The sequence below is a fragment of the Ruegeria sp. MALMAid1280 genome (assembly GCF_049195285.1).
Lineage (GTDB): Bacteria > Pseudomonadota > Alphaproteobacteria > Rhodobacterales > Rhodobacteraceae > Ruegeria.
Genome location: NZ_JBMIRT010000057.1, coordinates 227,279 through 252,917, shown reverse-complemented (window position 1 = coordinate 252,917; position 25,639 = coordinate 227,279). Strand labels below are relative to the sequence as shown.

Annotated in this window: 24 protein-coding genes and 2 pseudogenes; 21 read left to right on the top strand and 5 right to left on the bottom strand. The window is 60.5% G+C overall.

Annotated features, from left to right (window positions below; translation table 11 throughout):
- The first annotated feature begins 13 nt into the window (after positions 1–13).
- Complete coding sequence (dld, locus tag ACOQFT_RS16825; protein WP_421599042.1) at positions 14–1,708, top strand: D-lactate dehydrogenase; 1,695 nt, start codon at positions 14–16, stop codon at positions 1,706–1,708.
- Here the strand turns inward: dld and ACOQFT_RS16820 are convergent.
- Both ACOQFT_RS16820 and ACOQFT_RS16815 read right to left on the bottom strand, forming a co-directional pair.
- Positions 1,647–2,357, bottom strand: a complete 711-nt coding sequence (locus ACOQFT_RS16820) for a substrate-binding domain-containing protein (RefSeq protein WP_421599051.1) — start codon at positions 2,355–2,357, stop codon at positions 1,647–1,649. The genes dld and ACOQFT_RS16820 overlap by 62 nt on opposite strands.
- A 63-nt stretch (positions 2,358–2,420) precedes the next feature.
- A pseudogene (locus ACOQFT_RS16815) lies at positions 2,421–2,531 on the bottom strand (LacI family DNA-binding transcriptional regulator); the annotation flags it as partial.
- 325 nt (positions 2,532–2,856) lie between these two features.
- Between ACOQFT_RS16815 and ACOQFT_RS16810 the strand changes: the two are divergent.
- The 7 genes and pseudogenes from ACOQFT_RS16810 to ACOQFT_RS16780 all read left to right on the top strand — a co-directional run.
- Positions 2,857–3,390 carry a hypothetical protein gene (locus tag ACOQFT_RS16810; RefSeq protein WP_421599041.1) on the top strand — a complete coding sequence of 178 codons (534 nt, stop codon included), beginning with the start codon at positions 2,857–2,859 and terminating at the stop codon, positions 3,388–3,390.
- Positions 3,391–3,428: 38 nt separating this feature from the next.
- On the top strand, positions 3,429–4,733 hold the full coding sequence (locus tag ACOQFT_RS16805) for a glycine cleavage T C-terminal barrel domain-containing protein (protein ID WP_421599040.1): 1,305 nt from the start codon (positions 3,429–3,431) through the stop codon (positions 4,731–4,733).
- Between the two features lie 34 nt (positions 4,734–4,767).
- Positions 4,768–5,883: a glycine betaine ABC transporter substrate-binding protein gene (locus ACOQFT_RS16800; protein WP_421599039.1), complete on the top strand. Its 1,116-nt coding sequence runs from the start codon at positions 4,768–4,770 to the stop codon at positions 5,881–5,883.
- Complete coding sequence (locus ACOQFT_RS16795; protein WP_421599038.1) at positions 5,798–6,607, top strand: ATP-binding cassette domain-containing protein; 810 nt, start codon at positions 5,798–5,800, stop codon at positions 6,605–6,607. The genes ACOQFT_RS16800 and ACOQFT_RS16795 overlap by 86 nt, the downstream gene beginning before the upstream one ends.
- Before the next feature lie 10 nt (positions 6,608–6,617).
- Positions 6,618–6,818 carry a hypothetical protein gene (locus tag ACOQFT_RS16790; protein WP_421599037.1) on the top strand — a complete coding sequence of 67 codons (201 nt, stop codon included), beginning with the start codon at positions 6,618–6,620 and terminating at the stop codon, positions 6,816–6,818.
- A gap of 21 nt (positions 6,819–6,839) precedes the next feature.
- Positions 6,840–7,223, top strand: coding sequence for a hypothetical protein (locus ACOQFT_RS16785; protein ID WP_421599036.1), 384 nt, complete (start codon positions 6,840–6,842; stop codon positions 7,221–7,223).
- A gap of 104 nt (positions 7,224–7,327) precedes the next feature.
- Positions 7,328–7,951 (top strand): annotated as a pseudogene (locus ACOQFT_RS16780) (ABC transporter permease); the annotation flags it as partial.
- A gap of 20 nt (positions 7,952–7,971) precedes the next feature.
- On the opposite strand, the gene ACOQFT_RS16775 reads toward ACOQFT_RS16780, so the two are convergent.
- The 3 genes from ACOQFT_RS16775 to ACOQFT_RS16765 form a co-directional block, all read right to left on the bottom strand.
- On the bottom strand, positions 7,972–8,535 hold the full coding sequence (locus ACOQFT_RS16775; protein ID WP_421599035.1) for a TetR/AcrR family transcriptional regulator: 564 nt from the start codon (positions 8,533–8,535) through the stop codon (positions 7,972–7,974).
- Positions 8,536–8,627: 92 nt separating this feature from the next.
- Positions 8,628–9,296 carry a cupin domain-containing protein gene (locus ACOQFT_RS16770; protein ID WP_421599034.1) on the bottom strand — a complete coding sequence of 223 codons (669 nt, stop codon included), beginning with the start codon at positions 9,294–9,296 and terminating at the stop codon, positions 8,628–8,630.
- Between the two features lie 116 nt (positions 9,297–9,412).
- The gene (locus tag ACOQFT_RS16765; protein WP_421599033.1) at positions 9,413–10,300 is read right to left on the bottom strand and encodes a LysR family transcriptional regulator; all 888 of its coding nucleotides are present in this window, start codon (positions 10,298–10,300) and stop codon (positions 9,413–9,415) included.
- A gap of 126 nt (positions 10,301–10,426) precedes the next feature.
- On the opposite strand from ACOQFT_RS16765, the gene ACOQFT_RS16760 reads away from it, so the two are divergent.
- From ACOQFT_RS16760 to ACOQFT_RS16700, 13 genes are all read left to right on the top strand, one after another.
- On the top strand, positions 10,427–11,050 hold the full coding sequence (locus ACOQFT_RS16760) for a glutathione S-transferase family protein (protein ID WP_421599032.1): 624 nt from the start codon (positions 10,427–10,429) through the stop codon (positions 11,048–11,050).
- 60 nt (positions 11,051–11,110) lie between these two features.
- Positions 11,111–13,165, top strand: a complete 2,055-nt coding sequence (locus tag ACOQFT_RS16755; protein WP_421599031.1) for a pyridoxamine 5'-phosphate oxidase family protein — start codon at positions 11,111–11,113, stop codon at positions 13,163–13,165.
- An 87-nt stretch (positions 13,166–13,252) separates the two neighbouring features.
- Complete coding sequence (locus tag ACOQFT_RS16750; protein WP_421599030.1) at positions 13,253–14,332, top strand: PLP-dependent cysteine synthase family protein; 1,080 nt, start codon at positions 13,253–13,255, stop codon at positions 14,330–14,332.
- 98 nt (positions 14,333–14,430) lie between these two features.
- Positions 14,431–16,737 carry a fatty acid cis/trans isomerase gene (locus ACOQFT_RS16745; protein WP_421599029.1) on the top strand — a complete coding sequence of 769 codons (2,307 nt, stop codon included), beginning with the start codon at positions 14,431–14,433 and terminating at the stop codon, positions 16,735–16,737.
- An 82-nt stretch (positions 16,738–16,819) separates the two neighbouring features.
- Positions 16,820–17,488, top strand: a complete 669-nt coding sequence (gene trhA, locus ACOQFT_RS16740) for a PAQR family membrane homeostasis protein TrhA (protein WP_421599028.1) — start codon at positions 16,820–16,822, stop codon at positions 17,486–17,488.
- Between the two features lie 174 nt (positions 17,489–17,662).
- Complete coding sequence (locus ACOQFT_RS16735; RefSeq protein ID WP_421599027.1) at positions 17,663–19,063, top strand: DUF4856 domain-containing protein; 1,401 nt, start codon at positions 17,663–17,665, stop codon at positions 19,061–19,063.
- 62 nt (positions 19,064–19,125) lie between these two features.
- Positions 19,126–20,127 carry a sterol desaturase family protein gene (locus ACOQFT_RS16730; RefSeq protein ID WP_421599026.1) on the top strand — a complete coding sequence of 334 codons (1,002 nt, stop codon included), beginning with the start codon at positions 19,126–19,128 and terminating at the stop codon, positions 20,125–20,127.
- Between the two features lie 123 nt (positions 20,128–20,250).
- On the top strand, positions 20,251–21,231 hold the full coding sequence (gene bioB / locus ACOQFT_RS16725; RefSeq protein ID WP_421599025.1) for a biotin synthase BioB: 981 nt from the start codon (positions 20,251–20,253) through the stop codon (positions 21,229–21,231).
- On the top strand, positions 21,228–22,361 hold the full coding sequence (locus ACOQFT_RS16720; RefSeq protein WP_421599024.1) for an 8-amino-7-oxononanoate synthase: 1,134 nt from the start codon (positions 21,228–21,230) through the stop codon (positions 22,359–22,361). The genes bioB and ACOQFT_RS16720 overlap by 4 nt, the downstream gene beginning before the upstream one ends.
- A complete protein-coding gene (bioD, locus tag ACOQFT_RS16715; RefSeq protein ID WP_421599023.1) occupies positions 22,358–22,978 on the top strand; it encodes a dethiobiotin synthase in 621 nt (206 codons plus the stop codon). The genes ACOQFT_RS16720 and bioD overlap by 4 nt, the downstream gene beginning before the upstream one ends.
- Positions 22,975–24,261 (top strand): adenosylmethionine--8-amino-7-oxononanoate transaminase, encoded by a 1,287-nt coding sequence (gene bioA / locus ACOQFT_RS16710; protein ID WP_421599022.1) that lies wholly within the window; start codon positions 22,975–22,977, stop codon positions 24,259–24,261. The genes bioD and bioA overlap by 4 nt, the downstream gene beginning before the upstream one ends.
- The gene (locus ACOQFT_RS16705) at positions 24,258–24,878 is read left to right on the top strand and encodes a pimeloyl-ACP methyl esterase BioG family protein (RefSeq protein ID WP_421599021.1); all 621 of its coding nucleotides are present in this window, start codon (positions 24,258–24,260) and stop codon (positions 24,876–24,878) included. Before bioA ends, ACOQFT_RS16705 begins: the two co-directional genes overlap by 4 nt.
- Positions 24,875–25,633: a methyltransferase domain-containing protein gene (locus ACOQFT_RS16700; RefSeq protein ID WP_421599020.1), complete on the top strand. Its 759-nt coding sequence runs from the start codon at positions 24,875–24,877 to the stop codon at positions 25,631–25,633. Before ACOQFT_RS16705 ends, ACOQFT_RS16700 begins: the two co-directional genes overlap by 4 nt.
- The last annotated feature ends 6 nt before the right edge of the window (positions 25,634–25,639 follow it).

Here is a 25,639-nt window from a genome sequence, read left to right as displayed (position 1 = left end):
AACGGGGGCTGCCATGAACAATGAGGAACTGATCAAACATTTCCGTTCCATCGTCGGGTTGCGCCACGTCCTGACCGGGCAACGCGCGACAGAGCGGTTTCGTCGCGGGTTTCGCTCGGGCGAGGGCGAGGCGCTTTGTGTCCTCCAGCCCGGTTCCCTGCTGGAACAGTGGAAAGTGCTGCAAGCCTGTGTGGCGGCGGACAAGATCGTCATCATGCAGGCCGCCAATACCGGCCTGACCGAAGGCTCGACCCCGTCGGGCAGCTATGACCGCGACGTGGTACTGATCAACACCCGTCGGATGGACACTCTGGTGCCGTTGAACAATGGCGAGCAGATTGTCAGCTTTCCCGGCGCCACGCTGTTTGCGCTGGAAAAACTGCTGGCGCCGCTGGGGCGTGAGCCGCATTCGGTGATCGGGTCTTCGTGCATCGGGGCCTCGATTGTCGGTGGCGTCTGCAACAATTCGGGCGGATCACTGGTTGAACGCGGGCCTGTATATACCGAACTGTCGGTCTATGCGCAGATCACCGAGGCAGGTGAGCTGGAGCTGGTCAACCATCTGGGCATCGATCTGGGCAACACGCCCGAAGAGATTCTGACCAGCCTGGATTCAGGCACGTTCGAGCGTAATCCGGGGGCCACGAACAAACGCGCCTCGGCAAGTGATTATGCGCAGATCGTGCGGGAGGTGGATGCCGAAACTCCGGCGCGGTTCAATGCAGACAAGGGCAAGCTGTTCGAATCCGCCGGGTCAGCTGGCAAGATGGCGGTGTTCGCCGTGCGACTGGACACCTTCCCCAAGAATGCGGCCGAGAAGGTTTTCTATATCGGCAGCAACAGCGCGGATGATCTGGCGGCGCTGCGTCGGCACATCCTGTCTGAATTTAAGTCCCTGCCGGTGTCCGCCGAATACATGCAGCGCGAGGTGTTCGATATCACCGAACGCTACGGCAAAGACACGGTTGTCATGATCGACAAGCTGGGCACCGACCGGTTGCCGATGTTCTTTGCAATGAAAGGGGCAGTCGATGCGCGGCTGCGGCGCATTCCGTTCCTGCGGAATTTTACTGACCGGTTCATGCAGGCGGCGGTCTCGGTCTGGCCTCGGGTTCTGCCGAAACGGATGGTGGAATTCCGTGATCGCTTTGAACATCACCTGATCCTGAAAATGAAGGATGACGGCATCGCCGAGGCCAGTGATTGGCTGCCCGAATTCCTGCAGGGCCGTGATGCAGATTTCTTCGAATGCACCGCGCGGGAAGCCAAGATTGCCGGTCTGCACCGCTTTGCCGCCGCCGGTGCCGCCGTGCGTTACATGGCGATCCACGCCAATGAGGTCGAAGACATCATCGCGCTCGACGTCGCGCTGCGCCGCAACGATCAGGACTGGCTTGAGAAACTGCCGCCCGAGATCGAAAACCAACTGGTTCACAAGCTGTATTACGGTCACTTCATGTGCCACGTGATGCATCAGGATTACGTGGTCAAGAAAGGTGCTGATCCCAAGGCGCTGAAAGCGGCGATGCTGGACCTGTTCGATCAGCGCGGTGCGGAATACCCGGCCGAGCACAATGTTGGGCATCTCTACAAAGCCAAGCCCGATCTGGCGGCGCATTACAAATGCTGCGACCCGACCAACTCGTTTAACCCCGGCATTGGCAAGATGTCCAAGGCGCGCAACTACGGCGAAGACGGCGCCGTCTAGCCGTTTTGCGCCGACTGACCGATTGCCGTTCGACCAGCCGCGCCTCAAGCCGTTCGGCGCCGGGTCGCTTCTGGTCCGAGATCCAGCGCGCCAGGGCAATGGCGGCTTTCTCGCCCATTTGGGTTACGGGCAGATGCACCGTTGTAATCGAGGGCGCTGCAACGGCGGAACTGGGCAGATCGTCGATGCCAACCAGTGAAACGTCACCGGGCACGGAAATGTCCTCGGCCTGAAGTCCGAACAGGACACCCAGCGCAACCACGTCCGACTGGCAAAGAAGGGCGTCCGGCATTTGGGGCAGGGCGCAAATCTGTCTGGCGGCGTCCGCAATGCGCTGATGGCGCAGATCTGTCAGATGCTGCAAGGCAAGTTGCGCTGCGCCCGCGTTGTCGTATCCGATGGTCGGCAGCGGGTTTTCTGCATCGTAGTAAGCGGTGATGATCGTCGGTAGCATTGTCCGCTCGACCAGGTCATGAAGCGCGGTGCTGTGTGCGGCACCCGTGATGATCAGACCTTCGGCCCCGATATCCAACAGACTTTTCGCTTTTTCGGCCTCGATATCCGGGTCCGTGTCAGTTGTGGCCACAACAAGGGACAGTTCGAGCGCTGCAAGGAAACGGGCAAAGATCGCGTTGTCCAGAGTGGGCACCAAGGCACCAACAAACCGGGTTCGCCCGGAAATGATGGCCCGTGCAGCGGCGCTGGGAACGAATTTCAGCTGGGCAATTGCGGCCTGAACCTTTTCCAGCGTGTCCTTCTTGACCACGCCGGGCTCATTCAGGACCCGCGACACCGTGGCAACCGATACGCCCGCAGCTTTTGCTACATCTCTGAGATTTGCGCGTTTTTTTGGGCTCGGGGGATTTTTGCGTCACCGTGTTTTGCGTCCGTTTTTCATGGTCTCTCAGGAAAGAGTTGACATATGTAACTAGTTACATATGCGAGAATCTGACACCACTATGCTGGGATCTTCGGTCCTACATGCGTTTACGAATGCCGGGTTTGACGGCCTCGGACGCCGGTTTCCGGGATTCCCAAAGGCCTTGGGCACGCGGACCCACAAGCTGGCCCCGCGTGAGGCGGTCAGGTTGGCAATGGTGCCGAGGGACTTGCTGTCGCTGGAGCGTCCGGGTCAACCTTAGGACCTCGTGGCGTTCGCCGAGGGCGGGCGGGCCAGGCCGAAAGCTTTGGGGTTGGCGGCAATTACACAGATCGACTGCGTCGAATTCGACAGCGCCCGCTTTGTCGGCTGGGTCGAGGCGCAGGGCAGCAGGCTGACGGTCACAGGTCATCGGCTTGGTCGGTCCACCGACCCGCTGATCCTGCGAGCGGATCAAAAGATAATCGTCTGGGAAATGCGTCCCGTGCCGGTTGCGGCGTTGGTCGAGGGCGCAAACACCGGCTGCGTTATTGTCCGGCGCAAACCTGCAGTCTCGAGCGGCCCGCATCTACCGTTTATGCTGGGTGATACGCGGGACGAATTCACCGTGTCGCGGGGCAGCGCCTTCGCCTATGAGCTTAGGGCAGGGGAATTCGTCCAGATCATCGATGTCGAAGGGCAGCAATGTTCCGACAATATGTCGAACGCGCTGTCCCCTATGGGGCGGCGCGGTGGGCAGCGTGGCTTGCGATCAACTTTTTCTGAAACACCTGGATCGATCCGGCGACCCATCACATCCTGACCGAAGAATCCCACCCGCGCCCCGGACACTACGTCACCATGCGCGCGCTTGCGGATATGGTTTGCGTCTCGACCGCCTGTCCCGATGACATCGATCCGATCAATGGTTGGAACCCGACGGATGTGCATGTGCGCATCTTCCACCCCGAAACGCCGATCCGCCGGGCGGTTGCTTATCGTGAAAAGGAATATGCCCCGATGTCGATCAGTCAGGAATCCGCCTTTCACGACCGTCTGGCCCCGCTGACCCAGCACTTTGCCCCGGCGCGGGATCTGTGGGCACCCGTCAGCTATCCGGCGCATGGCACGCTGGGCGAATACTGGGGCTGCCGTCAGGCGGTGACGGTTCAGGATATGAGTGGGCTGTGCAAGTTCGACATCATCGGTCCGGATGCCGAAGCGCTGTTGCAACAAGCCACCACGCGCAACGTCGCGAAGCTGCAGGTCTGGCGCGGGTCTTATACGCTGATCTGTGACAAGAGCGGTTCGGTCATCGACGATGGCACCTTGTTCCGCCTCGCGCCCGAGATATTCCACTGGTGTTGCGGGTCCGAGGAAAGCGGTCGCGTGTTGCAGGCGCTGGCCGACGAGCGCGGCCTGCTGGTCCGGGTCCATGCGTTGCGCGGCGCGATGCCGAACCTGGCCATTCAGGGGCCAAAGTCGCGCGACCTGCTGCGCAAGATCGCCTTTACGCAACCGCATGTGCCCGCGTTGGACCACCTGAAATGGTTCGGCGTGACCGTGACCCGCCTGCGCGATCGCGAAGGCGCGCCGTTCATGCTGTCGCGCTCCGGCTATACCGGAAAACTGGGGTATGAGGTTTTGTGCGCCAAATCTGATACCGTCGCGATCTGGGATGCGGTTATGGCGGCGGGTGAGGAATTCGGGATCACCCCGATGGGCTCGGCCGCGCTGGACATCATCCGGATCGAGGCCGGGCTGGCCGCTGCGAATGCCGAATTCGCGCCGGGTGTGGATGCCTTCGAGGCCGGGCTTGGCTTTGCCGTTGATCTGACCAAGTCCGACTTTACCGGCAAAACGGCGCTGGAACGCAATGCGCGCGACGCGCGCCGAATGCTCAAGGGGCTTCTGATCGGCTGCGATGACGTGCCGGACCATGGTGCCCCGATCTTTGCCGGTGAGCGGCAAGCGGGTGTCGTCACATCAGCCACCCGCTCGCCCATGCTGGAACACGCCATCGGCATGGCGCGGCTGTCGGTCGAACATGCGGAAAACGGCACCCGGCTTGAGATCGGCCAACTCGACGGGCGGATGAAGCGGCTGGGGGCCACCGTTACGGACATTCCATTCATAGACCCGCATCGCAAGCGGGCGCGCGCCTGACGCGCATGAACCTCAACCCAACGGGAGATTTAACATGAAGAAACTGACACTTACCGCAACTCTGGCCTTTGCCTTGGGCGCGACAGGGGCGTTGGCACAGGATAAAGTCATGGTTGGTGAGCCCAGCTGGCCCGGCGCCAAGATCATGAGCCGGGTGATCGGTCAGGTCATCGAAACCCGTTTGGGCGGCGAGGTGGGCTATGCCCCCGGTGCCAATGCGGTGATCTTTGCCGCCATGGATGGCGGGCGTGGCGATATTGACGTGCACCCGGATGTCTGGCTGCCGAACCAATCCTCTTTCACCAATGAATATGTCGATCAGAAGGGCTCCGTCGCCTTGTCTTCGGGCAGCTATGAGGGCCGCGCCGGGATTTGTGTGCCGAATTACATGATCGAGGATCACAACACCCGCTCGATCTACGATCTGGCCACACCGATGGCGCAGGAGCTGTTCGATTCCGATGGCGATGGCATGGGTGAGGTCTGGGTTGGTGCCTCGGGCTGGGCCTCGACCAACACGTTCAAGGTTCGGGTGCGCGACTATGGGATCGAAACCTTCCTGACGCCCACCACCGAAGATGAAACCGTGTTCTATTCGCGGTTGAAGGATCAGATCGACCAACAGAAAGGCGCGGCCTTCTACTGCTATGCGCCGCATTACGTCCATGCGCTGTATGACGTGACCATCCTGGAAGAGCCCGAGCATGACGCGGCCACCTACAGAATGATGCAGCCCGATCAGGATGCCGACTGGTACAACAAATCCCATGACAGCATCGGTGAGCCGGTGAAAACCGTGACCGTGGCGCATTCCAAGTCGCTGGAGCAGCGCAACCCGGCGGCGGCCTCTTTCCTGGCCAATATCGACATGGACGCCGGGCAGCTGAGCGGCCTGACCTATGAGGTTGTGGCCAAGGGGCGCGACACCGACGAGGTCGTGGCGGAATGGATCGCCGCCAATGGTGAGACCGTGGACGGTTGGCTGGGCCTGACCACCAACCAAAGCCAGCGCGCCCTCGGGGCCGGGGGCGCCGCCAGACACACTCAACAGCGGTGGGACCAGTATGACAGCGGATATCGCAATCGACGCAAAAAGCGTGTGGAAAGTGTTCGGCGCACGCGCGCAGGAGGCTTTGAACGCCATTCATAGCGAAGGCCTGAGCAAGGCAGAAGTGCTGGATAGGTTCAACTGCGTGGTCGGTGTGGCCGATGCCAGTTTCGAGATCGAACGGGGTGAGCTGTTCTGCGTCATGGGCCTGTCGGGGTCAGGCAAATCGACCCTCGTACGCCATGTGAACCGCCTGCTGGAGCCGACGGACGGTCATATCTATCTGGACGGCGACGATGTGATGGGCCTTGCCCGTGCCATCGCCGCCGATCCTGAAATCCTGCTGATGGATGAGTCGTTCTCAGCGCTGGACCCGCTGATCCGCAAGCAGTTGCAGGATCAGTTCATGGAGCTGAGCCACAAGCTGAACAAGACCACGATGTTCATCACCCACGATCTGGATGAGGCGATTCGCATCGGCCACCGCATCGCGATCATGAAGGATTGGCGCATCGTGCAGATCGGAACTCCGGAAGAGATCATCCTGAACCCCGCCGATGATTATGTGGCCGACTTCGTGGCCGGGATTTCCAAACTCAACATGATCTTTGCCCATGCGGAGATGAAACCGGTGGACGAGTTTGAGGCGCGTCACTGCGAAGTGCCCGATGATGCCAAGAAAGCGCATCCGGATATGGATCTGTCCGATCTGGTGAACCTTTGCGTTGAGGGTCACGGCGTCGTGGCGGTGACGCAGGATGGCAAGACTGTGGGGGCGATCAACCGCGCCGGCCTGATCCGCGCGATTCAGGACAGTCAGGCATAAGGGGGCCGCTATGAAACATGTTGATATGCAACAGATCCAACCGGAAACCGCCGACCGTCTGAACGGATTGATCGGAGAGTTTGTCGGGCAGGGTCAGGCCTACTATCAGAAGACCTTTGCCTACATGATGCAGGCGCCGGGCTATCGTTTTACCCTGAACAAGGCGGCAGCGGTTCTGGGGCCGATTTGGTTTGGCGCGCGCGGGTTGTGATCATGGTTTCTGGGGTTCCTTGTGCTGGAAACGCTGGCCTATATCCAGATCGGGCTGGGCCTGTTCGGCGATCTGGGTCGCGAGTTCCGCGAACGGGCCGAACAGATCGAACAGACGCTGAAACTGCGTCGGCAGCAGATCGCGGCGGCGGAACAATCTGGTGCCGCGTCGCTGGAGTCCCTGAAACGTGCCGCAGACTTGCTGGAGGGTGCGCTGGCCGGGGCGCAGGACGCCGCCAAAAGCGCGGATTCAACCGGCCTGACCTATCTGGCAATCGGGATCCTCCTGTTGTTGGCGGTGAATGTCCTGGCGGCATCGCTGGCCAATTGGACGCTTGAGGGGCAGTTTGCCCGCTGGCGATCGGACCCGAGCGTTGCGCATGGCTGGTTGTTGCCTCGGTGCTGACCTATGGGATGCGCACCTTGCTGGACTGGATCGAAGTGGTTCTGGTCGATACACTCTGGCCGGACGTGGCGCTGGTGATCATCATGCTGGCCTATCTGTCTGCTGGTGCGCGCATGGCGATTTCTACCGGCGCGGCGCTGGCTTATCTGGGTCTGCTGGACTTCTGGGAAAAGGCGATGACCACGATTGCGCTGCTGGGCGCTGCGGCGCTGATCTCGATGACGCTGGGCATTCCGCTGGGGATTTACTGCGCCCGCCGTCCGCGTTCCTTTGCCATCGTGCGACCCATTCTGGATTTCATGCAGTCGATGCCGTCATTCGTCTATCTGATCCCGGTGGTGGCCTTCTTCGGATCGGGCAAACCGGCGAGCGTGGTTACGACGATGATATTCGGTAGCCCTCCGGTGATCCGGTTCACCGTTCTGGGTCTGCAACAGGTGCCGGAAACCGTACGCAAGGCTGCATAGGCCTTTGGTGCAACACCCCGATATCTGCTGTGGCGCGTGGATCTGCCGCTGGCGCACAAGACGATCATGGCGGGGTTGAACCAGACCATTCTGATGTCGCTGGCAATGGTCGTCGTCGCCTCGCTGATCGGTGCCAAGGGGCTGGGCGAGGACGTGCTGGAAGCATTGCAATACGCGGCCGCAGGGCAGGGTATTCTGGCCGGTCTGGCGATCCTCTTCTGTGCTTTTATTCTGGATCGGATTGTGGCCGGTAAGAAACAGCGCTTAACGTGGGTTTGCCTTCAGCAGCGGGAATTCAGTGCCTCCACTGCCTCGTCAAAGGTTTGCACATTCTCTTCCGCGCGGGCGGACAGATGTGCGCTTTCCAGCAGTGCCAGCGCTGCGCGGGCCTCCGACGCCGGGTTTGCAATGCCCGAGATCGACTTGTCGGCCTGACCAAGCGCGAAGATCGCCTCAATCCGCGCCGCCATCTTCGCCCGGAAGTCTTTGATCTTTTCGATGACCTGGTCCGACAGGCTTGCGCGGCTGCTGATCAGCGTCACACACAGGCCCAGTGTTTTGCCTTCATTCAAGGCATTGCGGTATAGCAGTATCAGCGCCTTTAGGCGGTCAGCCCCGGTGTCGTGGGAGGTTTCGATTTCCCGGCACTCCGCATCAAACGTCGCATGGTATCTGTCCATCAGTGCGGCGGACAGCGTGGCCTTGGTGGGAAAGTGACAATGGATCGACGCCTTGCGGATACCGACGGCTTCGGCCAGATCGGCATAGCTGAACCCGTCAAACTCGCGCGCACGGACGGCGTGTTCTGCAACATCCAGCAAGGCGGTTTTGGTATCGGTTGCCATATGCATCAACCCTGTTCCGTTTCGACCCGGACCTCAGAGCCCGTCCGATTGCACCCCGATTGTGTATGCCCCGCGCAGACGGGTGCAATAACCTAGAATTGCGGCGCCTGGGCATAAAGAAGGTGCCCGGTTTTCATCCAGACTTTCGCGCCCTCGGGGCCTGCCGTGGCTGACAGGGCCTGGCCCTCGGGCAGGCGCAGCCAGCTGTTCTTGCTCAGAGCGCCTTGATCGGTCGTGATCGACCCGTCGATGATGAGGATCTCGATCCCGCCGGGTGCGTTTGTTGACAGCGTCGCGCCCGCGTCCAGATGGCTATAGGTCACCTCTTCGCGGGCGTCCTTGTGCAGGATCGCTGTGGCGACGCCATTCACAGGGGCGGCCAGTTCGTCCGTCATGGTCTTGCGAAACTGCGTACGGTCATTCATGTCGAACTGCCAGAGTTTCACGAAGATGGTGCAGCCGGGTTCCGACCCCGGCGTATGTTGCGATGTCGGCGGATTGCGCACATAGGTTCCGGCCGGAAAATCGCCGTGCTCGTCCTGAAATACGCCGTCCAGAACAATGAATTCCTCACCGCCGGTATGCGTGTGCGCTGAAAATTTGCTGCCCGGTGCGTAACGTACAATGGTTGTGGCGCGGGCGACCTCGCCCCCGATCCGGTCCAACATGCGCCGGTCGACGCCTTTCATGGGCGAGGCTTGCCACTCAAGCTGATCAGAGTGAACAACGACGCGGGTAGAAAAATCCGAGTTGATTTCCATGAGGCGGGCTCCTTTCGACATATGGGGTCATGATCGGCGCGGGCCGCTTTTTGCACACCATTCCTGAAGATGGTGCGGACCTTCGAGGATTTCCACCTTGGCGCAAGGGCAGAGTTTCAGGCCCTGCGCAGTTGCGCCGCCAGAAAATCGATCAGCGCCCGTATCCGAGCGGTCAGGTGGCGGTTTTGCGGATAGGCGGCGTAAAGGCCGACGGATACCGCTTCTTGCGCTTCGAAGATCAACTGCAGTGTTCCCGCGTTCAGAAACGGCTGCGCGGTGTACAGGGGAATGCGCCCGATCCCCAACCCGTCCGCAGCCATATGGGCCACCGCGCGTGGGGAATTGGCGCGGAAATTGCCGGACACCGGAACCGAATACGCGCCGTCCGGTCCCTTGAATGCCCAGTGGTCGGTATTGCTGCCGGTGGCTTGCAACAGACAGTTATGAGAGGCCAGCGCCGATGGCTCTTTCGGGGTTCCGAACTCCGCCAGATAGTCCGGCGACACACAGCACACGATCCGCATGTCCATGAGCTTGCGCGCCACGAGGTTCGAATCCTTCAGAACGCCGAAGCGAATGGCCAGATCATAGCCTTCCTCGACCATTGGGACGTGGTGATCTGACAGGTGCAGCTCGATCGAGACCTTGGGATGCTCGGTTTGGAACGGTTTCAACAGGTGGATCAGTTCCGCCGACCCAAATCCGGTGGGCGCGGTGATCCGGATACGGCCCGCCAGTTCGGTCTGGCGTTGCTGGACCAGGCCTTCAAGCTCATCGAACTGCTCCAGCAAGGGCAGGCAGCGTTCGTAATAGGCGCGTCCGGTATCGGTCAGGGTGACGCTGCGGGTGGTGCGGTTGAACAGTTGCGCGTTCAGGCGGTCCTCAAGCTGGCCGACATATTTGCTGGCCAGTTTGGTGCTGATGCCAATTTGCCGCGCGCCTTCAGTGAAGGAGGAATGCGTGGCCACGGCCGCAAAGGCCTTCATGCCCTGAACTGTATCCATTATCCACGCTGCGTTCAAAGTAATTCACCAAATATGTATATTATCGCCTTTGGGAAAGCAAACTAAGTCTGGTGCTCAGATGCTGATCCTCAGCCGAACCCCTTCAGTCAAAGAAAGAGCTATCAGATGTCCAACGCCATCCGAATCCACAGTTTCCCGCTGTCCGGTCATGCCCACCGCGCGGTTCTGTTCGCCAGCCTTGCAGGTATCAAACATGATGTCATCGATGTTGACCTGGCCGGGGGTGAACATAAGGGCGACGCGTTTCTGGCGCTGAACCCGGCAGGGCAGGTGCCGGTGCTGGAAGACGGCGATGTGGTCGTCAGCGACAGCAACGCCATCCTTGTCTATCTGGCCCGGAAATATGCGCCGTCCTACCTGCCGACAGATCCGGTGCTTGAGGCTGAGGTGCAGAAATTCCTGACCCTCGCCGCAGGCGAGATCGCCTTTGGCCCTGCCGCCGCGCGGCTGATCACCGTGTTCAACGCGCCTTTGGACGTCGAGTTCACCCATGCCACCGCTGCCAAGGTTCTGGGCAAGCTGGACGCCCATCTTGAGGGGCGCGACTGGCTGGTCGGAGACGCGCCCTCGATCGCGGATGTTGCGATCTACAGCTACACCGCGCACGCGCCCGAAGGGGGTGTTTCGCTGGAGCCTTACGCAAATGTGCGACGCCTGCTGAGCAATATCGAGGCGCTGGACGGGTTTGTCCCAATGCCCCGCACGGCGGTCGGACTGAACGCCGCCTGACCCCGAACCTGACCGGTTGCGCATTGGCGCAACTGGTCCCTACGCCACATGAGGTCCGCCATGAATGTTCCGGTCGAAGCCAGCGCATCCCCCTTTCACACCGGCGAGCGCGCCATGCAGTCCCGTGTGGGGAAACGCGAACAGGTCGAAAAAATGGGTCGGGACTTTATCCGCCCCTATATGCCCGACCAGCATCGGGAGTTCTTTAGCAAACTTCCCTTCATCGTTCTGGGTAGCGTCAATTCCGATGGCTGGCCCTGGGCGTCAATGATCTCGGGCAGGCCGGGATTTGTCCGTTCGCCGCATGACCGGCAGCTGGATGTAGCGATCCGACCGTTGAAGGACGACCCGCTTGGTGGCGCATTGCAAGCCGGTGCACCGATCGGCGTGGTGGGGGTGGAGCTTTCCACACGTCGTCGCAACCGAATGAATGCAACCGTGCGCCGGGTGGATGAGAGCGGTTTCTCGTTGGATGTCGTGCAGTCCTTTGGGAACTGCCCGCAATACATCCAGACCCATGATGTGACCTTTGTCCGGGAACCTGAGGCCGATTCCGTCCGTCCCGCCAGTGATCGGTTTTCCGCGCTGGACGCGCAGGCCCGCAAGGTGATTTCGACTGCCAACTCGTTCTACGTGGCAAGTTCCGCCGTTACGCCTGAACACAAAGGCGTTGACGTATCGCACAGGGGCGGGCGTTCCGGTTTCATCAAAGTGCAGGGCAACAGCCTGTTGGTGCCCGACTTTGCCGGCAACAATTTTTTCAACACGCTTGGCAATTTCCTGGTAAATCCCCGGGCGGGTCTGCTGTTTCCGGACTATCAGACCGGTGATGTGTTGATGCTGACCGGAACGGTTGAGGTTCTGTCCGACGATCATCCTGACATTGCGGCCTTTCATGGTGCAAGGCGGGGGTGGTGGTTTCATCTGCATCATGGGCTGCGTATCCATGACGCGTTGCCGTTCCGGGCCGAATTTCTGGAGTTTTCGCCCAACAGCCTGATGGGTGATGACTGGAACACGCTCGCCGCTCGCCAACAGGCCGAAATGCAGCGCCGCCAATGGCGCGCCCTGCGGGTTGCCTCGGTGCGTGACGAAAGCGAGGTGATCCGGTCCTTTACCTTTGAAAGTACAGACGGTTTGCCCCTGTTGCCCTTTGAAGCGGGCCAGTTTCTGACGCTGCGCGTGCGGCCCGACGGCAGGGCGCCAGTGACCCGGACCTACACGCTGTCCTCGGCACCGGGGGAACCCAGTTACCGGATTTCGGTCAAGCGCGAGCCGGGCGGCGCTGTGTCGAGCCACTTGCACGACACGTTTTCAGTCGGAGACCTTGTCGAGGTCCAGGCCCCCAAAGGCCGGTTCTTTCTGGACCCCGCCGAAACCCGCCCCGCCGTTCTGTTCGCCGGAGGGGTCGGCATCACGCCGATGGCCTCGATGGTCCAGCACGTTTTGAACGAAGATGTGCGCACCCGCCACACCCGCAGGCTGACCGTTTTCCACGCCGCGCAATCCGTGGCGCAGCGGGCTTTCCATGCGGATTTGCGCGAGGCCGAGGCCGCCAGCGACGGCAAGATGCGCTATGTCTCGGTTATCTCGCAGCCCGAACAGGGTACGCGCGATGGTGTGGATTTTGATGTCGCGGGCTACATCACGCCCGAGCTGATCCGCGACACGCTGTCTTTCGATGACTATGATTTCTTTCTATGCGGCCCGCCGCCCTTCATGCAGGCCGTCTACGACATGCTGCGTGAACTGGGTGCACGGGACGGTCGTATATTCGCCGAAAGCTTCGGCCCGGCTGCGCTGAAACGGCGATCTGATGACGGCGCACGCAACCCACAGCCCGAGGCCGGAGCGGCTCAGGTCACCTTTGCGGCCAGCGGGCACAAGGCGCATTGGGTGAAAGACGGGCCGACCCTGTTGGAAACGGCCGAGGCTCTGGGGCTGGAGCCATCCTTCTCATGCCGCTCGGGCTCTTGCGGCAGCTGCCTGACGCGCAAAATCGCGGGTAAAGTCGCCTATCGCACACAGCCGACCGCGGACCATTCCGAAGACGAGGTGCTGATCTGCTGTGCGGTGCCCGGCAAGGGGGCAGACGAAGTGATCCTGGACCTCTAGCGCCGCCCCAGGGAAAGGGGTCGGGACTTTATCACGGACGCAGGTTAGAAAGATGGGATTGCACCCGTGATCATGTGAGGATTTCCAATGACCGACTCAAAGCTCAGAACCACCTCGGGCAATGGCCGTATTTATGACAGCGTGCTCGACACGATCGGCAACACACCCACGATCCGCATCAACAATTTGGGGCCTGAAGGCGTCGACCTGTTCGTGAAGTTCGAAGCGTTCAACCCTGCCGGGTCGGTCAAGGATCGCCTTGCGGTGAACATTATCGAGGCCGCGGAGCGCAACGGGACCCTGAAGCCCGGTCAAACCGTGGTTGAGGCGACCAGCGGCAATACCGGCATCGGCCTGGCTATGGTCTGCGCGCAAAAGGGCTACCCTCTGGTCGTCACAATGGCCGAGAGCTTTTCCACCGAACGCCGCCAGCTGATGCGGATGCTGGGGGCCAAGGTCGTTCTGACCCCGAAAGAGGAAAAGGGCTTTGGCATGTATCGCAAAGCCGCTGAGCTGGCCGAAAAGCACGGCTGGTTCCTGGCGCGGCAGTTCGAAACCCAGGCCAATGCCGAGATCCACGCCGCCACAACCGCGCGGGAAATCCTGGGCGATTTCAACGGAGAGCCACTGGATTACTTCGTGACCGGCTATGGGACCGGCGGCACGGTTACTGGTGTCTCGCGGGTGTTGCGCGCCGAGTGGCCGGATACCAAGATCATCCTGTCCGAGCCTGCCAACGCGCAGCTGGTGGGCAGCGGCATTTCAACCGAGCGGGGCAAGGACAACGATCCCGTCTCAAGCCACCCGGCGTTCGAGCCGCATGTGATACAAGGGTGGACGCCGGATTTCATCCCCTCGGTCCTGCAGGAATCCATCGATAACAAGTATTTCGATCAACTGATCCCCGTGCCAGGCCCGACCGGTGTGGAATGGGCGCAGAAACTGGCCAGCCAAGAGGGGATTCTGACCGGCATTTCCGGCGGCGCGACCTTTGCGGTGGCGATGGAAATCGCCGAACAGGCCGAACCCGGCGCATCTGTTCTGTGCATGTTGCCCGATACGGGCGAGCGGTACCTGAGCACACCATTGTTCAGCGACATTTCGGTGGGCATGACCGATGAGGAAACCGAAATTGCGCAATCGACACCGGGTTACACCATCGGCTGACGCCAAGTCGTGTAGATACGCCCTGACGCGTTCCTTGCCTAAAGCCCCCCGTAACTGCAATGATATTGGCAGGTTACGGGGGTTGATAGGGGGCGCAGATGCACAAGATTCGACTGTTGCTGCAGGCGGCGATCGTGCTGTCCTTGCTCTGCGCATCCCCGTTTGCGGCCCGGGCGCAGAACCAGACATGGGCCGAGGTGAAACCGATCATGGATCGCCGCTGTGTCGTGTGCCACAGTTGCTATGACGCACCGTGTCAGTTGAAACTGACATCCCCGATGGGCGTTTCGCGCGGGGCCAGCAAAGAGGCGGTCTATCACACCGAACGCTTGGAGGATGCCCAACCCACTCGGCTGGGGATCGACGCGCAGACCGTTCCGGAATGGCAGGCGCTTGGGTTCCATACCGTCCTTCGCGGGCAGGAAGCGGGTTTGCTTGAGCGGTACCTTGATCTGGGCCGCCAGAACCCGATGCCGACCGACTCCCCTCTGCCGACGGAGCTTGGTCTGGCAATCGACCGCCCTCTGGTCTGCCCCACCTCGGATGAGTTTGACACGTTCAGCAGGAACCACCCGCTTGCGGGTATGCCCTATGGCACGGCACCGCTTGCCGAGGCCGAGTTTCAGACGCTCATGGGCTGGGCACGCGGCGGTGCGGCCTTGCCATCCGCCGCGCCCGACATTCCCGATGCGATCCAAGTCTGGATCGCTGATTGGGAGACGTTCCTGAACACAAGCGACCCCCGCAATCAATTGATGAGCCGGTATCTGTACGAGCATCTGTTTCTGGCCCGGCTCCACTTTCAGGGCGACGATCCGCGGCGGTTCTTCCAGCTTGTGCGCTCGACCACGCCGCCGGGGGTTGAGATCGAGGTGATTGCAACGCGACGACCCTTCGACGATCCGGGTGCGGCAGCGTTTTACTATCGCTTGCAGCAGGTCACGGAAACGATCGTGCATAAGGAACATCTGGTCTACACGCTTGGGCCGGATCGCATGGCGCGTTACCAACAGCTGTTCCTCGACACCGATTGGACGCTGGCGGAACTGCCCCCGTTTGGGGATGCCGAAGGCGGCAACCCGTTCAGCACCTTCATGCAAATGCCAGCGCGCAGCCGCTATCAGTTCCTGCTGGATGATGCGCTGTTCTTTGTCCGCAGCTTCATCCGTGGCCCCGTCTGCCACGGAGAGACCGCCGTCGACGTGATCGAGGACAGGTTCTGGGTCAGTTTTCTCGATCCGGACACGGATTTGTCGATCACCGACCCCAGCTACTTGCAGGAAGGCGCCGCCTTTCTGGAACTGCCCGTGTCCGAGGCCGATGCAGGTGTGCCGGGCATGTTGCAGGGGTTCTCGCACAAAAATCAGGTTAAGTATCTCGAATTCAGGGACGCGCGCTATCGCGCCGCGCCGATCTATCAGGCCGGGTTCGATTACAATTCGATCTGGGATGGTGACGGAACCAATCCCAACGCGCTGATCACGGTGTTCCGGCATTTCGACAATGCCTCGGCCATGACCGGGTTTCACGGCGGCATCCCGGAAACCGCCTGGGTCATCGACTATCCGATTTTTGAACGCATCTACTATGACCTTGTGACAGGCTACGACGTGTTCGGGCGGGTTGAACATCAATTGTCCACGCGGCTTTACATGGATGAACTGCGGATGGAGAGCGAGGATACCTTTCTGGCCTTCATGCCGCGGGATGTCCGGCCGCAAATGCATGAACACTGGTATCAGGGTGTTCTGGCCGAATTGCACACCTATTGGCATCGCCGCCGCGTCGATGACCGTTTCCCCACCGGTATTTCCTTTCAAACGGATCAACCGAAACAGGAATTCCTTCTGACCTTGCTGAAACGCGGCAACGGGTTGTGGGCCCAGACGGACCCGATCAACAGATGCGCCGCCGCAGGGTGCCCCGCAGGTCAGCCGACCGAAGCGCTGCGCGATCTGGCCAACCAAACCGGCAATTGGGTGAAGTACTTGCCGGACCTGTCTGTTCTTGCGGTCAAGCAAAACGGCGGAGAGACGGCCCTGTTCACTCTTGCGCATGACAAAGCCCATTACAACGTTGCCTTCCTGTTTGATGAGGAGGCACGCCGGGACCCTGGGGCGGATGTTCTGACGATCCTTCCCGGGCTGATCGGCAGCTACCCGAATTTTTATTTCCACGTCGGGCAGGACCGGTTGCAGTCCTTTGTCGCGGCCCTGAAAGGCATACGATCGCAAAGCGACTATTTGGCCCTGGTGGCGGAATACGGTGTGCGTCGGGCCAGCCCCGACTTTTGGGCGTTAAGTGACCGGATTCACGATATTTTCTTGCGCCAAAACCCAATTCAGGCGGGTATTTTCGATCTGAACAGGTACAAGGACCCGAAACAGGGGGATGACCCCACTTAAGCGCAGGTGTCCACACAGAGCTTTGATCGGTCGCAAGGCGCGTTAACTTGTTCGAAATCCCTTTGACGCTTAAGTTAAGTGTATGTGGTCCTTTGCAGATATCCGTCCTGCCTACAGCCGCGCCGAGCGGGTGAGCGACGGAATTGTGCACGTTCTGGGCGTCACGTCGGCGCTTGTTGCGGTTCCCATTCTAATCACGATCACTGTCTTTCACCGGTCTGAGCCGGAGGCCATTCTGGGGGTCTCGGTCTATGGTGTGACGCTGCTGTTGATGCTGACGTTTTCTGCGCTCTACAACATGATCGAAAGTGACAGGTGGACCGAACTGCTGCGCCGTCTTGATCACTCGGGCATTTATGTGAAGATTGCCGGGACCTACACGCCGTTCCTTTTGCTGTCGGCCGGGCAGGGACCGGGGCTTTTGATTGGCCTGTGGTCCTCGGCGACGCTGGGTTCGGTGCTCAAGCTGATTGACCCGGCCCGGTTTCGCTGGTTCGGGCTTGTCCTGTACCTGATGATGGGCTGGGCTGTTGTCTGGGCCGGTCCCTCCATGCTTAGCGAATTGCCGACAGTTGTGGTTTGGCTGATGATCGCAGGCGGTGTGGTCTATACCGTCGGAGTTGTCTTTTACCTTCTGGATCACCTGCCGTTTCACAACACTATCTGGCACGTGTTTGTTCTGACCGGTACGGTTCTGTTTTTCATAGCAATTTCTGCCCGGGTTCTGCTGGGACCACACCCGGTTGCCTGACGGGTTTTCGAGGTTGGTGCCTTTGTGGTGCAGAGCTGCGGGCGGTTTTTGCATATCAAAGACCGCAGGGCCTTCTTTCTGAGCAATTGGGGGTTGACTTGCCTCGGTAGTAATCGACTAAAAGGGTCGGAAATAATTTCCGATAAAAAAGGTCGGACAGAACGAGGACTCCCCATGCTGAAATCCACACTCAAATTTACTTCGGCGCTTGTTGCCGCGACCGTTATCGGCGGCGGCGTCATGGCCGATCAGGCTTATGGCCCGTTTCCGGTCACCGTGAAAGGCTATGAAGGCGACAAGACCAACTCGGTTTCCTATTCCGGCCAGATCGCGCGCCACGTGCTGCATGACAGCCTAAAAAAAGCGGCTGCCAAAGGCGATGGCGGCAACAATGCGGCCCAGGTCGAGGTGCTGATGCTGGCCTATTTCAACGGATCCGAAGAAGATCTGGAAATCATCGCACCTGCGTCAAAAGACGGATTTCCGGTCAAGCAGTCGACCGTGAACGAAATTTCAAAAGGCAAGAACATCTCGGGCAAGTTCTACAATGGCGCGATGCCTGCATGGCCGGGCAACCAGTCGGGCGTCGATGTCGCGCTGCAGATGATCAATCTGGCCGCGGCGTCCGAGCAAGGCTATGACCCGGTCAACGGCATGGATTGGGGTCAGCTGATCTCGAAATTCACGCTGGGCGCGATGGCCTATAATCAGGCGGTCGACAACTATCTGGACGAAAAACTGGACGCCGGCACCAAGCCCAACGACAAGCCCTACAAAGAGGGCGCCCATTACACCGGCAAAGAGCATGTCTGGGATGAGGCGTTCGGCTATTTCGGCGCGGCTGCGCATTCGGCCAGCCTGTCGGCAGAGCAGAACTATGCCGTGTCCAAGCAGAAAGACATGGCTGCTGCGGATGCAAACGGTGACGGTGTCATCGACCTGAAAACCGAGATGGTCTTTGGCCCGGCCTACTATGCCGCCGGTGCCGACAAGGGTGGCAACCAGAACACCCAATACATGACCACCATATTCAACGCCTTCCGCGACGGTCGGGCGCTGATCGCCTCGGCCAATGGTGAGGCGCTGACCGACGCGCAGCGCGCCGAGCTGAAGGGCTATGCCGACATCATCGAAACCAACTGGGAAAAGACGCTTGCCGAGGCCACGTTCAAATATGCCGGTTCGGTCTACAAGGATATCGACAAGCTGAAATCGGGCGAGGACAGCGACAAGGCCCTGCGCACCTACGTCAAGCATTGGGGTGAGCTGAAGGGCTTCTCGATGGCGCTGCAGTCGGGCAAGAACAATCTGGGCGCTACGGCGATCGACCTGAACTGGCTGATCGGTTTCGGCCCGGCGATGCCCGACGGCAAGATGGTGTCGGATATCGATGCCGACGGCAACTTTGTTCGTGACCGCGAGATGTCTCTGGATGACTATCAGGTCAACATGTTGAAAGTGCAAAAACTGCTGATCGACAAGTTCGGCATCGAAAGCCGCGCCAATGACGCAACCGCCGATCTGGCCGCGCTGGCCGAAAAGCTGGGCGCCACCGAGGCTGCCGAAACCGATTGAGGCTCCACTGATCCCACCCCGGCGGCTTTAGGGTCGCCGGGATTTCCATCGAAAGAGACCCTTTGGAATTTCTCGATCACATAAGCGCGGTCTTTGCCGATTTTTCCAACCCCAAGAAGCGCGTCTTCGTGGGGTATTTATTTTTGACCGTTCTGCTGGCGCTGGTGTGGCTGGTGGCGGTGCGGCGGTCCTCGATCCGCGCTGCGTTGCGAGAGGTGTTTGATCGCAAGATCCTGTTTTCATCGTCGGCGCGGGCTGATTACAAGATTTTCGTGATCAACCGTGTCTTTACCCTGTTCATCTCGCCGCTACCGGTGTCCCAGCTGGCGATCGCAACCGCGCTGTTTTATGCGTTGCACGACGTCGATTTCCTGCGGCGGGGTTTGTTCGCGGATACGCCAAAGGCAGTGATTGTGGCGCTGTTCACGGGCGTGATCTTCCTGGTGGATGATTTCACCAAATACATCGTGCACCGCTGGATGCACCGTTGGCCGGTACTGTGGGCGATCCACAAGGTTCACCATTCGGCCGAGACGATGACCCCGATCACCGTTTACCGCGTTCACCCGTTAGAGGGTGTTTTGTACGGTCTGCGTTCGGCTGTGGCGCAGGGAACGGTGATGGCGGTCTTTCTGTTTTTCTTCGGCAGCGCCGTCGACCTTTACACCGTGCTGGGCGTCAATGTCCTGTCGTTCGTTTTCCATGTGACGGGCTCGAACCTGCGGCATTCGCATATCTCGATCCGGTACTGGCGCTGGCTGGAACATATCCTGATCTCTCCGGCGCAGCATCAGGTGCATCATTCGATTGCACGCAAACATCATGACAAGAACTTTGGCGTTGCCTTTGCCGTCTGGGATTGGCTGTTCGGATCGCTGCATCTGTCCGAGCGGGACAGCAAGCTGACTTTCGGGCTGAAACCGTCCGAGGCGCACGCGTCGAACCTTCTGGATATCTATTTCCGCCCCTTTCGGGACATCGCAAACGTTCTGTGGCGGCGGGTTGGGAAATTGCGCGCCGGACTGGCAAGCCGGTCAGAGCATGAACGCGATCCCATAGCTTAACCCCTCAAACAGCTTTGGTTCGCCGGGCGGTTCCGCGCTGACCGGGCAGTTAGCAGTTGAAATTTTCCGGTTTATCGATATTAGACAAAGCAGGCATGGAGTTTTGGACAGATTATCGATAAAATGGAAAACACCTCTCCCACATGGACCCGCGAGGCGGCGCAGGCCGTTTATGATCTTCCTCTGATGGACCTGCTGTTCCGCGCGCAGACCGTGCATCGCGAGAACTTCGATCCCAATAAGATCCAGACCTCCAAGCTGCTGTCGATCAAGACGGGCGGTTGCGCCGAGGATTGTTCCTATTGTTCGCAATCGGCCCGGAACGGCTCGAAACTGTCGGCGTCGAAGCTGATCGAGGTTCAGCGCGTCCTGACCGAGGCCCGCAAGGCGAAAGAGGGCGGTGCGACCCGGTTCTGCATGGGCGCGGCCTGGCGCGAGCCGAAGGACCGCGACATGGACGCGCTGGTTGCGATGGTCGAAGGCGTCCGCGATATGGGGATGGAGACCTGCATGACGCTGGGGATGCTGGACGACAATCAGGTGTTCCGCCTGCGCGATGCGGGGCTGGACTATTACAACCACAACATCGACACGTCCGAGCGGTATTACCCCGAGGTCATCACCACCCGCACCTTCGCTGATCGCATCGACACGATGAACCGCGTGCAGGACGCCGGTATCAAGGTGTGTTCGGGCGGTATTCTGGGCATGGGTGAACAGATCGGCGACCGCGTCGATATGCTGGTCACCCTGGCCAATATGGGCCCTGCGCCCGAATCCGTGCCGATCAACATGCTGATGCCGCAGGAAGATACGCCGCTGGCCGACGCCAAGCCGATCGACCCGATCGACTTTGTGCGCGTGATCGCAACCGCCCGCATCATGATGCCGAAATCCTATGTGCGCCTGTCCGCAGGCCGCAGTGACATGACCGAAGAGATGCAGGCCATGTGTTTCTTCGCCGGTGCGAACTCGATCTTTGTGGGGGAAACGCTGCTGACCGCGGAAAACCCCGAAGAAGACACCGACGCGATCCTGTTCAACAAGCTGGGGCTGCAGGCCGAAACCGTTGCCGGGCAAAGCTGTGCGGAAGCGGCTGAATGAAAGCATTGAGTCGCCTGCGCTCGATGCTTGAAACGCTGGACGCCCGGCATCGCCGCCGGGTGCTGGCCCCGAGGCGTGGGCTGGACTTTGCCTCGAATGACTATCTGGGTCTGGCGGACTCACCGCTATTGCGCCGCGCCGCGCAAAAGGCGCTGGAACGGGGTGTGCCGCTTGGATCAGGCGGTTCGCGGCTATTGCGCGGGAACCATCCTGAACATGAGGCGCTTGAGGAAGAAGCTGCCGCCTTTTTCGGCGCCGAGGCTGCCTTGTTCATGGGGGGCGGATTTCAGGCCAATCAGGCGATTTTTTCGACTCTGCCTGCGGCGGGGGATTTGATCCTGTATGATGATCTGGTCCATGCCAGCGCCCATGAGGGGATGCGCACGGGCCGGGCTGAAACCCGGTCCTTTGCGCATAATGACGCGGCAGATGCCCGACGTGTTCTGGCGGATTGGCGGGCCTCTGGCGGATCGGGACAAGTTTGGATCGCGGTGGAAAGCGTCTATTCGATGGAAGGCGACGTCGCGCCCTTGCCCGCACTGTCCGAACTGGCCGTTGAACAGAACGCTGTTCTGGTGGTGGACGAAGCCCATGCCACCGGCGTTTTTGGTCCGAATGGCAAAGGCCTGGCGCATGGTTTGACGGCTGAGGTTTTGACTCTGCACACTTGCGGCAAAGGTTTGGGTGTCGCGGGCGGTTTGATCTGCGGGCCTCGGGTGATGATCGACGCGCTGATCAACCGAGCACGGCCATTCATATTTGCAACCGCCCCGTCGCCGCTCAACGCGGCCCTTGTGCGGGCGGTGCTGGATCATCTGCGATCCGACACCTGCCTGACCGACGCCGCAACCGCCCGAATGCACCACGCCCACGCCGAGGCACGCCGCACGGGCGTTCCGCAAGATGTGCTGAACAGCCAGATCGTTCCCGTCATTCTGGGCGACGAGGCGCGGACGATGCAGATGGCCGCAAGCCTGCAGGCGCAGGGCTTTGACGTCCGGGGTATCCGCCCGCCGACGGTTCCGCGTGGCACCTCGCGACTTCGGATCTCGGTCACCGGCAATGTGACCAACGCCGATATCAGCGCCCTGTTCGAAACGCTTGCCCAGCATCAAAGTGAGGCCGCATGAGTACCGTTATTGTTGTCGGCACAGATACTGGCATCGGCAAAACCGTCTTTGCTGCGGGTCTGACTGCCGCCCTCGGCGCGCGGTATTGGAAGCCTGTGCAGTCGGGGCTGGAGGACGCAACGGATTCGGAAATCGTCGCCGAACTGACCGGGGCCGAGGTGCTGCCCGAGGCCTATCGTCTGAACATGCCCGCCTCGCCGCATCTGTCGGCCGAAGATATGGGCATCGAGATTGACCCGGCCCGTCTGACCCCGCCGAGTGTGTCCGGCCCTCTGGTGGTCGAAGGCGCGGGCGGGCTGATGGTGCCGCTGAACCGCAAGGTGTTTTTCCTCGACGTGATCGCGCAATGGCAGGCCCCGGTTGTGCTGGTGGCGCGCACCGCTCTGGGTACGATCAACCACACGACGCTGTCTCTGATGGCGCTGCGCAATGCCGGTTGCAATGTGGTCGGCGTGGCGTTTGTGGGCGATGCCGAGCCGGATGTCGAACAGACCATCGCCCAGATGGGCAACACCCGGCATCTGGGCCGTTTGCCCATTCTCGATACCCTGTCCCGCGACACGCTGACCGACGCCTTTACCGCCATCGACGTCGATACCATCCGGAGCGCCCTGTGACCCCGCTTGAGTTCGACGCCCGCCATCTGTGGCACCCCTATACCAACGTGCTGAAGCCTGGCCCGATGCACCTGATCACCGGGGCTGAGGGCGTTTGGTTAACGGCCGAGGACGGGACGCAGATGATTGACGCCATGTCCTCGTGGTGGTGCGCGGTGCATGGGCACCGTCACCCGGCCATCATCGCGGCGATGCAGGCGCAGTTGGATCAGATGCCGCATGTGATGTTCGGCGGGCTCACGCATTCACCAGCGATCGAGCTGGGCCGCAGAATGATCGACCTTCTGCCCGATGGGCTGGACCGTATTTTCTACAGCGACAGCGGCTCGGTGGCCATCGAAGTGGCGCTGAAAATGGCGGTGCAATACCAGATGGCGCAGGGCCGCACCGGGCGCACGCAGTTTGCCACAATTCGCGGCGGCTATCACGGCGACACCTGGAAAGCGATGAGCGTTTGTGACCCGGTCAACGGGATGCACGGGCTGTTCGCGGGGGCTTTGTCCGTTCAGCATTTCCTGCCGCGTCCGCAGATCGCCTTTGGGCAGGATTGGTCCGAGGATGGTGACCTGAACGGCCTGAATGCGCTGGAAGAATTACTGGAAACCAAGGCCGACCAGATCGCGGGTCTGGTCCTTGAGCCGGTCGTTCAGGGTGCGGGCGGGATGTATTTCTATCACCCTACATGGCTGCAGCGGGCGCATGAGCTGTGCAAAGCCCATGATGTGCTGATCATCTTCGATGAGATTGCCACAGGTTTCGGCCGTACCGGAGAGCTGTTTGCGCTGCATCACGCTGGGGTCGTGCCGGATATCCTGTGCCTGGGCAAGGCGCTGACCGGCGGACATATCACGTTGGCCGCCACCGTAACGTCCGAGACCGTCGCGCGCCGCATTGGCGAAAGCGAGGCTGGCGTCATGATGCATGGCCCGACCTATATGGCCAACCCGCTGGCCTGCGCGGCAGCAGTTGCCAGTCTGGAGCAGCTATTCGTCAGGGATTGGCGGACCGAAGTGGCCAGGATTGCCGACCAGATGGCGCAGGAACTGGCCCCCGCGCGCGGATTGCCCGGGGTCTCGGATGTGCGTGTTCTGGGTGCTATTGGCGTCATTGAGATGGAGGATTGGGTCGATCCGTCCGTTGCACATGGATTGGCACCAGAAACCGGCGTCTGGCTGCGGCCCTTTGCGCGGAACATCTATTGCATGCCGCCCTACATCATCTCTGTAGATGAACTGAGCCGAGTGACTTCGGCCATGGTTTCACTGGCGAAAGGCGCGTCATGAAACAGCAGTGGCTGTCCCGCTCGGGCACTGAAAAGGTGCTGTTGGTCTTCGGAGGCTGGGCGCTTGGACCCGCGCCTTTCAAAGGCCTTTCGGGCGATGCGGATGTCCTGTTCGTGGATGACTACACCCGGCTGGACAACCCGCTGAGCGACCTCGCGCAATATGACCGGGTCACCCTGATCGCCTTTTCCTTTGGCGTGGCGTCGGCCGCGCATTGGTTGTCGCAGACTGGGATTCAACCTGCGCGACGGGTCGCCGTCAGCGGCACCCTGTCCCCAGCCGACGCCGAACACGGCATCGCGCCGGATATGATCCGCGCTACGGCGGATCAGTTGAACACCGCCAGTTTCGCCAAGTTCTGCCGCCGTGCTGGGTTGGCGGGGCCAGCCCCCGAAATCGATATCGATGCCGCGCGGGCCGAGCTTTTTGCGGTGATCGCGCGCGGCGCGGCGCCGGACCACAAGTTCGACCGCATCTGGATTCCACAGCGGGACCGGATTATCCCCACCCGCGCGCAACAGGCCGCATGGGCCGGGCAGCAGGTTGCGGTGCGCGAGATTTCCGCGCCGCATGTTCCCTTTGCCGCCGGTCAAAACTGGAAGGAGTGGATCGCATGAACGCCCAGTTGACCGACCGCGTCCAGCGCAGCTTCAGCCGCAGTTTCATGACTTATCACGACTCGGCGGGTCAGCAGGCCAAGATTGCGGATCGTCTGGTGCAGGATTTGCGCGACGGCGGCGCGCCCCGGCACTTCGCCTCGGCGTTGGAGTTCGGCTGTGGCACCGGCCACCTGACGCAGCACCTTTGCGAGCATTTCGCGTTCGATACGCTCACGATCAACGACCTTTCGCCCGAGGCAGATGAAACCGCTTCCACCCATGGGGCCGAATTTCTATGTGGGGACGCCGAGACTGTCGCCTGGCCCGCGCAGCCGCATCTGATTGCGTCTGCCTCGATGATCCAGTGGCTGCCCGATCCCGCCGCTTTCCTGCGCCGGGCCGCGATGGCATTGGCGCCCGGTGGCTGGCTGGCCATTTCGGGGTTTGGGTCGCAGCAATACCATGAGTTGGTCCAAGTCGGCTCGGCGTCGAAAGCGCCCGGACTGTGTGGGCCGGACGTATTGACCGCTGCTGTCGAAGGGATCGTGGATGTTGTCTCTGCCGGAGAGGTGGAACAGCAAGTGCATTTTTCGTCGCCCCGAAAAGTGCTGGAACACTTGCGACGGACCGGCGTAAACGGGCGGGCGCAAAAAATCTGGACCAAATCAAGCCTTATGGTCTTTTCCAATGACTATGTCCGTCAGTTCGGGGGCGAGTCCGGTGTTTCGCTGACCTATCACCCGACATGGATCATCGCCCGCAAACCCGGCTGAACCGGT

Bases quoted from the DNA above. Each gene is read 5' to 3' on its own strand.
- ACOQFT_RS16705 (WP_421599021.1), top strand. From the start codon at position 24,258: ATGAAACAGCAGTGGCTGTCCCGCTCGGGCACTGAAAAGGTGCTGTTG.
- ACOQFT_RS16755 (WP_421599031.1), top strand. From the start codon at position 11,111: ATGAATGTTCCGGTCGAAGCCAGCGCATCCCCCTTTCACACCGGCGAG.
- ACOQFT_RS16750 (WP_421599030.1), top strand. From the start codon at position 13,253: ATGACCGACTCAAAGCTCAGAACCACCTCGGGCAATGGCCGTATTTAT.
- ACOQFT_RS16795 (WP_421599038.1), top strand. From the start codon at position 5,798: ATGACAGCGGATATCGCAATCGACGCAAAAAGCGTGTGGAAAGTGTTC.
- ACOQFT_RS16700 (WP_421599020.1), top strand. From the start codon at position 24,875: ATGAACGCCCAGTTGACCGACCGCGTCCAGCGCAGCTTCAGCCGCAGT.
- ACOQFT_RS16800 (WP_421599039.1), top strand. From the start codon at position 4,768: ATGAAGAAACTGACACTTACCGCAACTCTGGCCTTTGCCTTGGGCGCG.
- ACOQFT_RS16805 (WP_421599040.1), top strand. From the start codon at position 3,429: ATGCGCGCGCTTGCGGATATGGTTTGCGTCTCGACCGCCTGTCCCGAT.
- dld (WP_421599042.1), top strand. From the start codon at position 14: ATGAACAATGAGGAACTGATCAAACATTTCCGTTCCATCGTCGGGTTG.
- ACOQFT_RS16760 (WP_421599032.1), top strand. From the start codon at position 10,427: ATGTCCAACGCCATCCGAATCCACAGTTTCCCGCTGTCCGGTCATGCC.
- ACOQFT_RS16720 (WP_421599024.1), top strand. From the start codon at position 21,228: ATGAAAGCATTGAGTCGCCTGCGCTCGATGCTTGAAACGCTGGACGCC.
- bioD (WP_421599023.1), top strand. From the start codon at position 22,358: ATGAGTACCGTTATTGTTGTCGGCACAGATACTGGCATCGGCAAAACC.
- ACOQFT_RS16790 (WP_421599037.1), top strand. From the start codon at position 6,618: ATGAAACATGTTGATATGCAACAGATCCAACCGGAAACCGCCGACCGT.
- ACOQFT_RS16745 (WP_421599029.1), top strand. From the start codon at position 14,431: ATGCACAAGATTCGACTGTTGCTGCAGGCGGCGATCGTGCTGTCCTTG.
- trhA (WP_421599028.1), top strand. From the start codon at position 16,820: ATGTGGTCCTTTGCAGATATCCGTCCTGCCTACAGCCGCGCCGAGCGG.
- ACOQFT_RS16770 (WP_421599034.1), bottom strand. From the start codon at position 9,296: ATGGAAATCAACTCGGATTTTTCTACCCGCGTCGTTGTTCACTCTGAT.
- ACOQFT_RS16765 (WP_421599033.1), bottom strand. From the start codon at position 10,300: ATGGATACAGTTCAGGGCATGAAGGCCTTTGCGGCCGTGGCCACGCAT.
- bioB (WP_421599025.1), top strand. From the start codon at position 20,251: ATGGAAAACACCTCTCCCACATGGACCCGCGAGGCGGCGCAGGCCGTT.
- ACOQFT_RS16775 (WP_421599035.1), bottom strand. From the start codon at position 8,535: ATGGCAACCGATACCAAAACCGCCTTGCTGGATGTTGCAGAACACGCC.
- ACOQFT_RS16735 (WP_421599027.1), top strand. From the start codon at position 17,663: ATGCTGAAATCCACACTCAAATTTACTTCGGCGCTTGTTGCCGCGACC.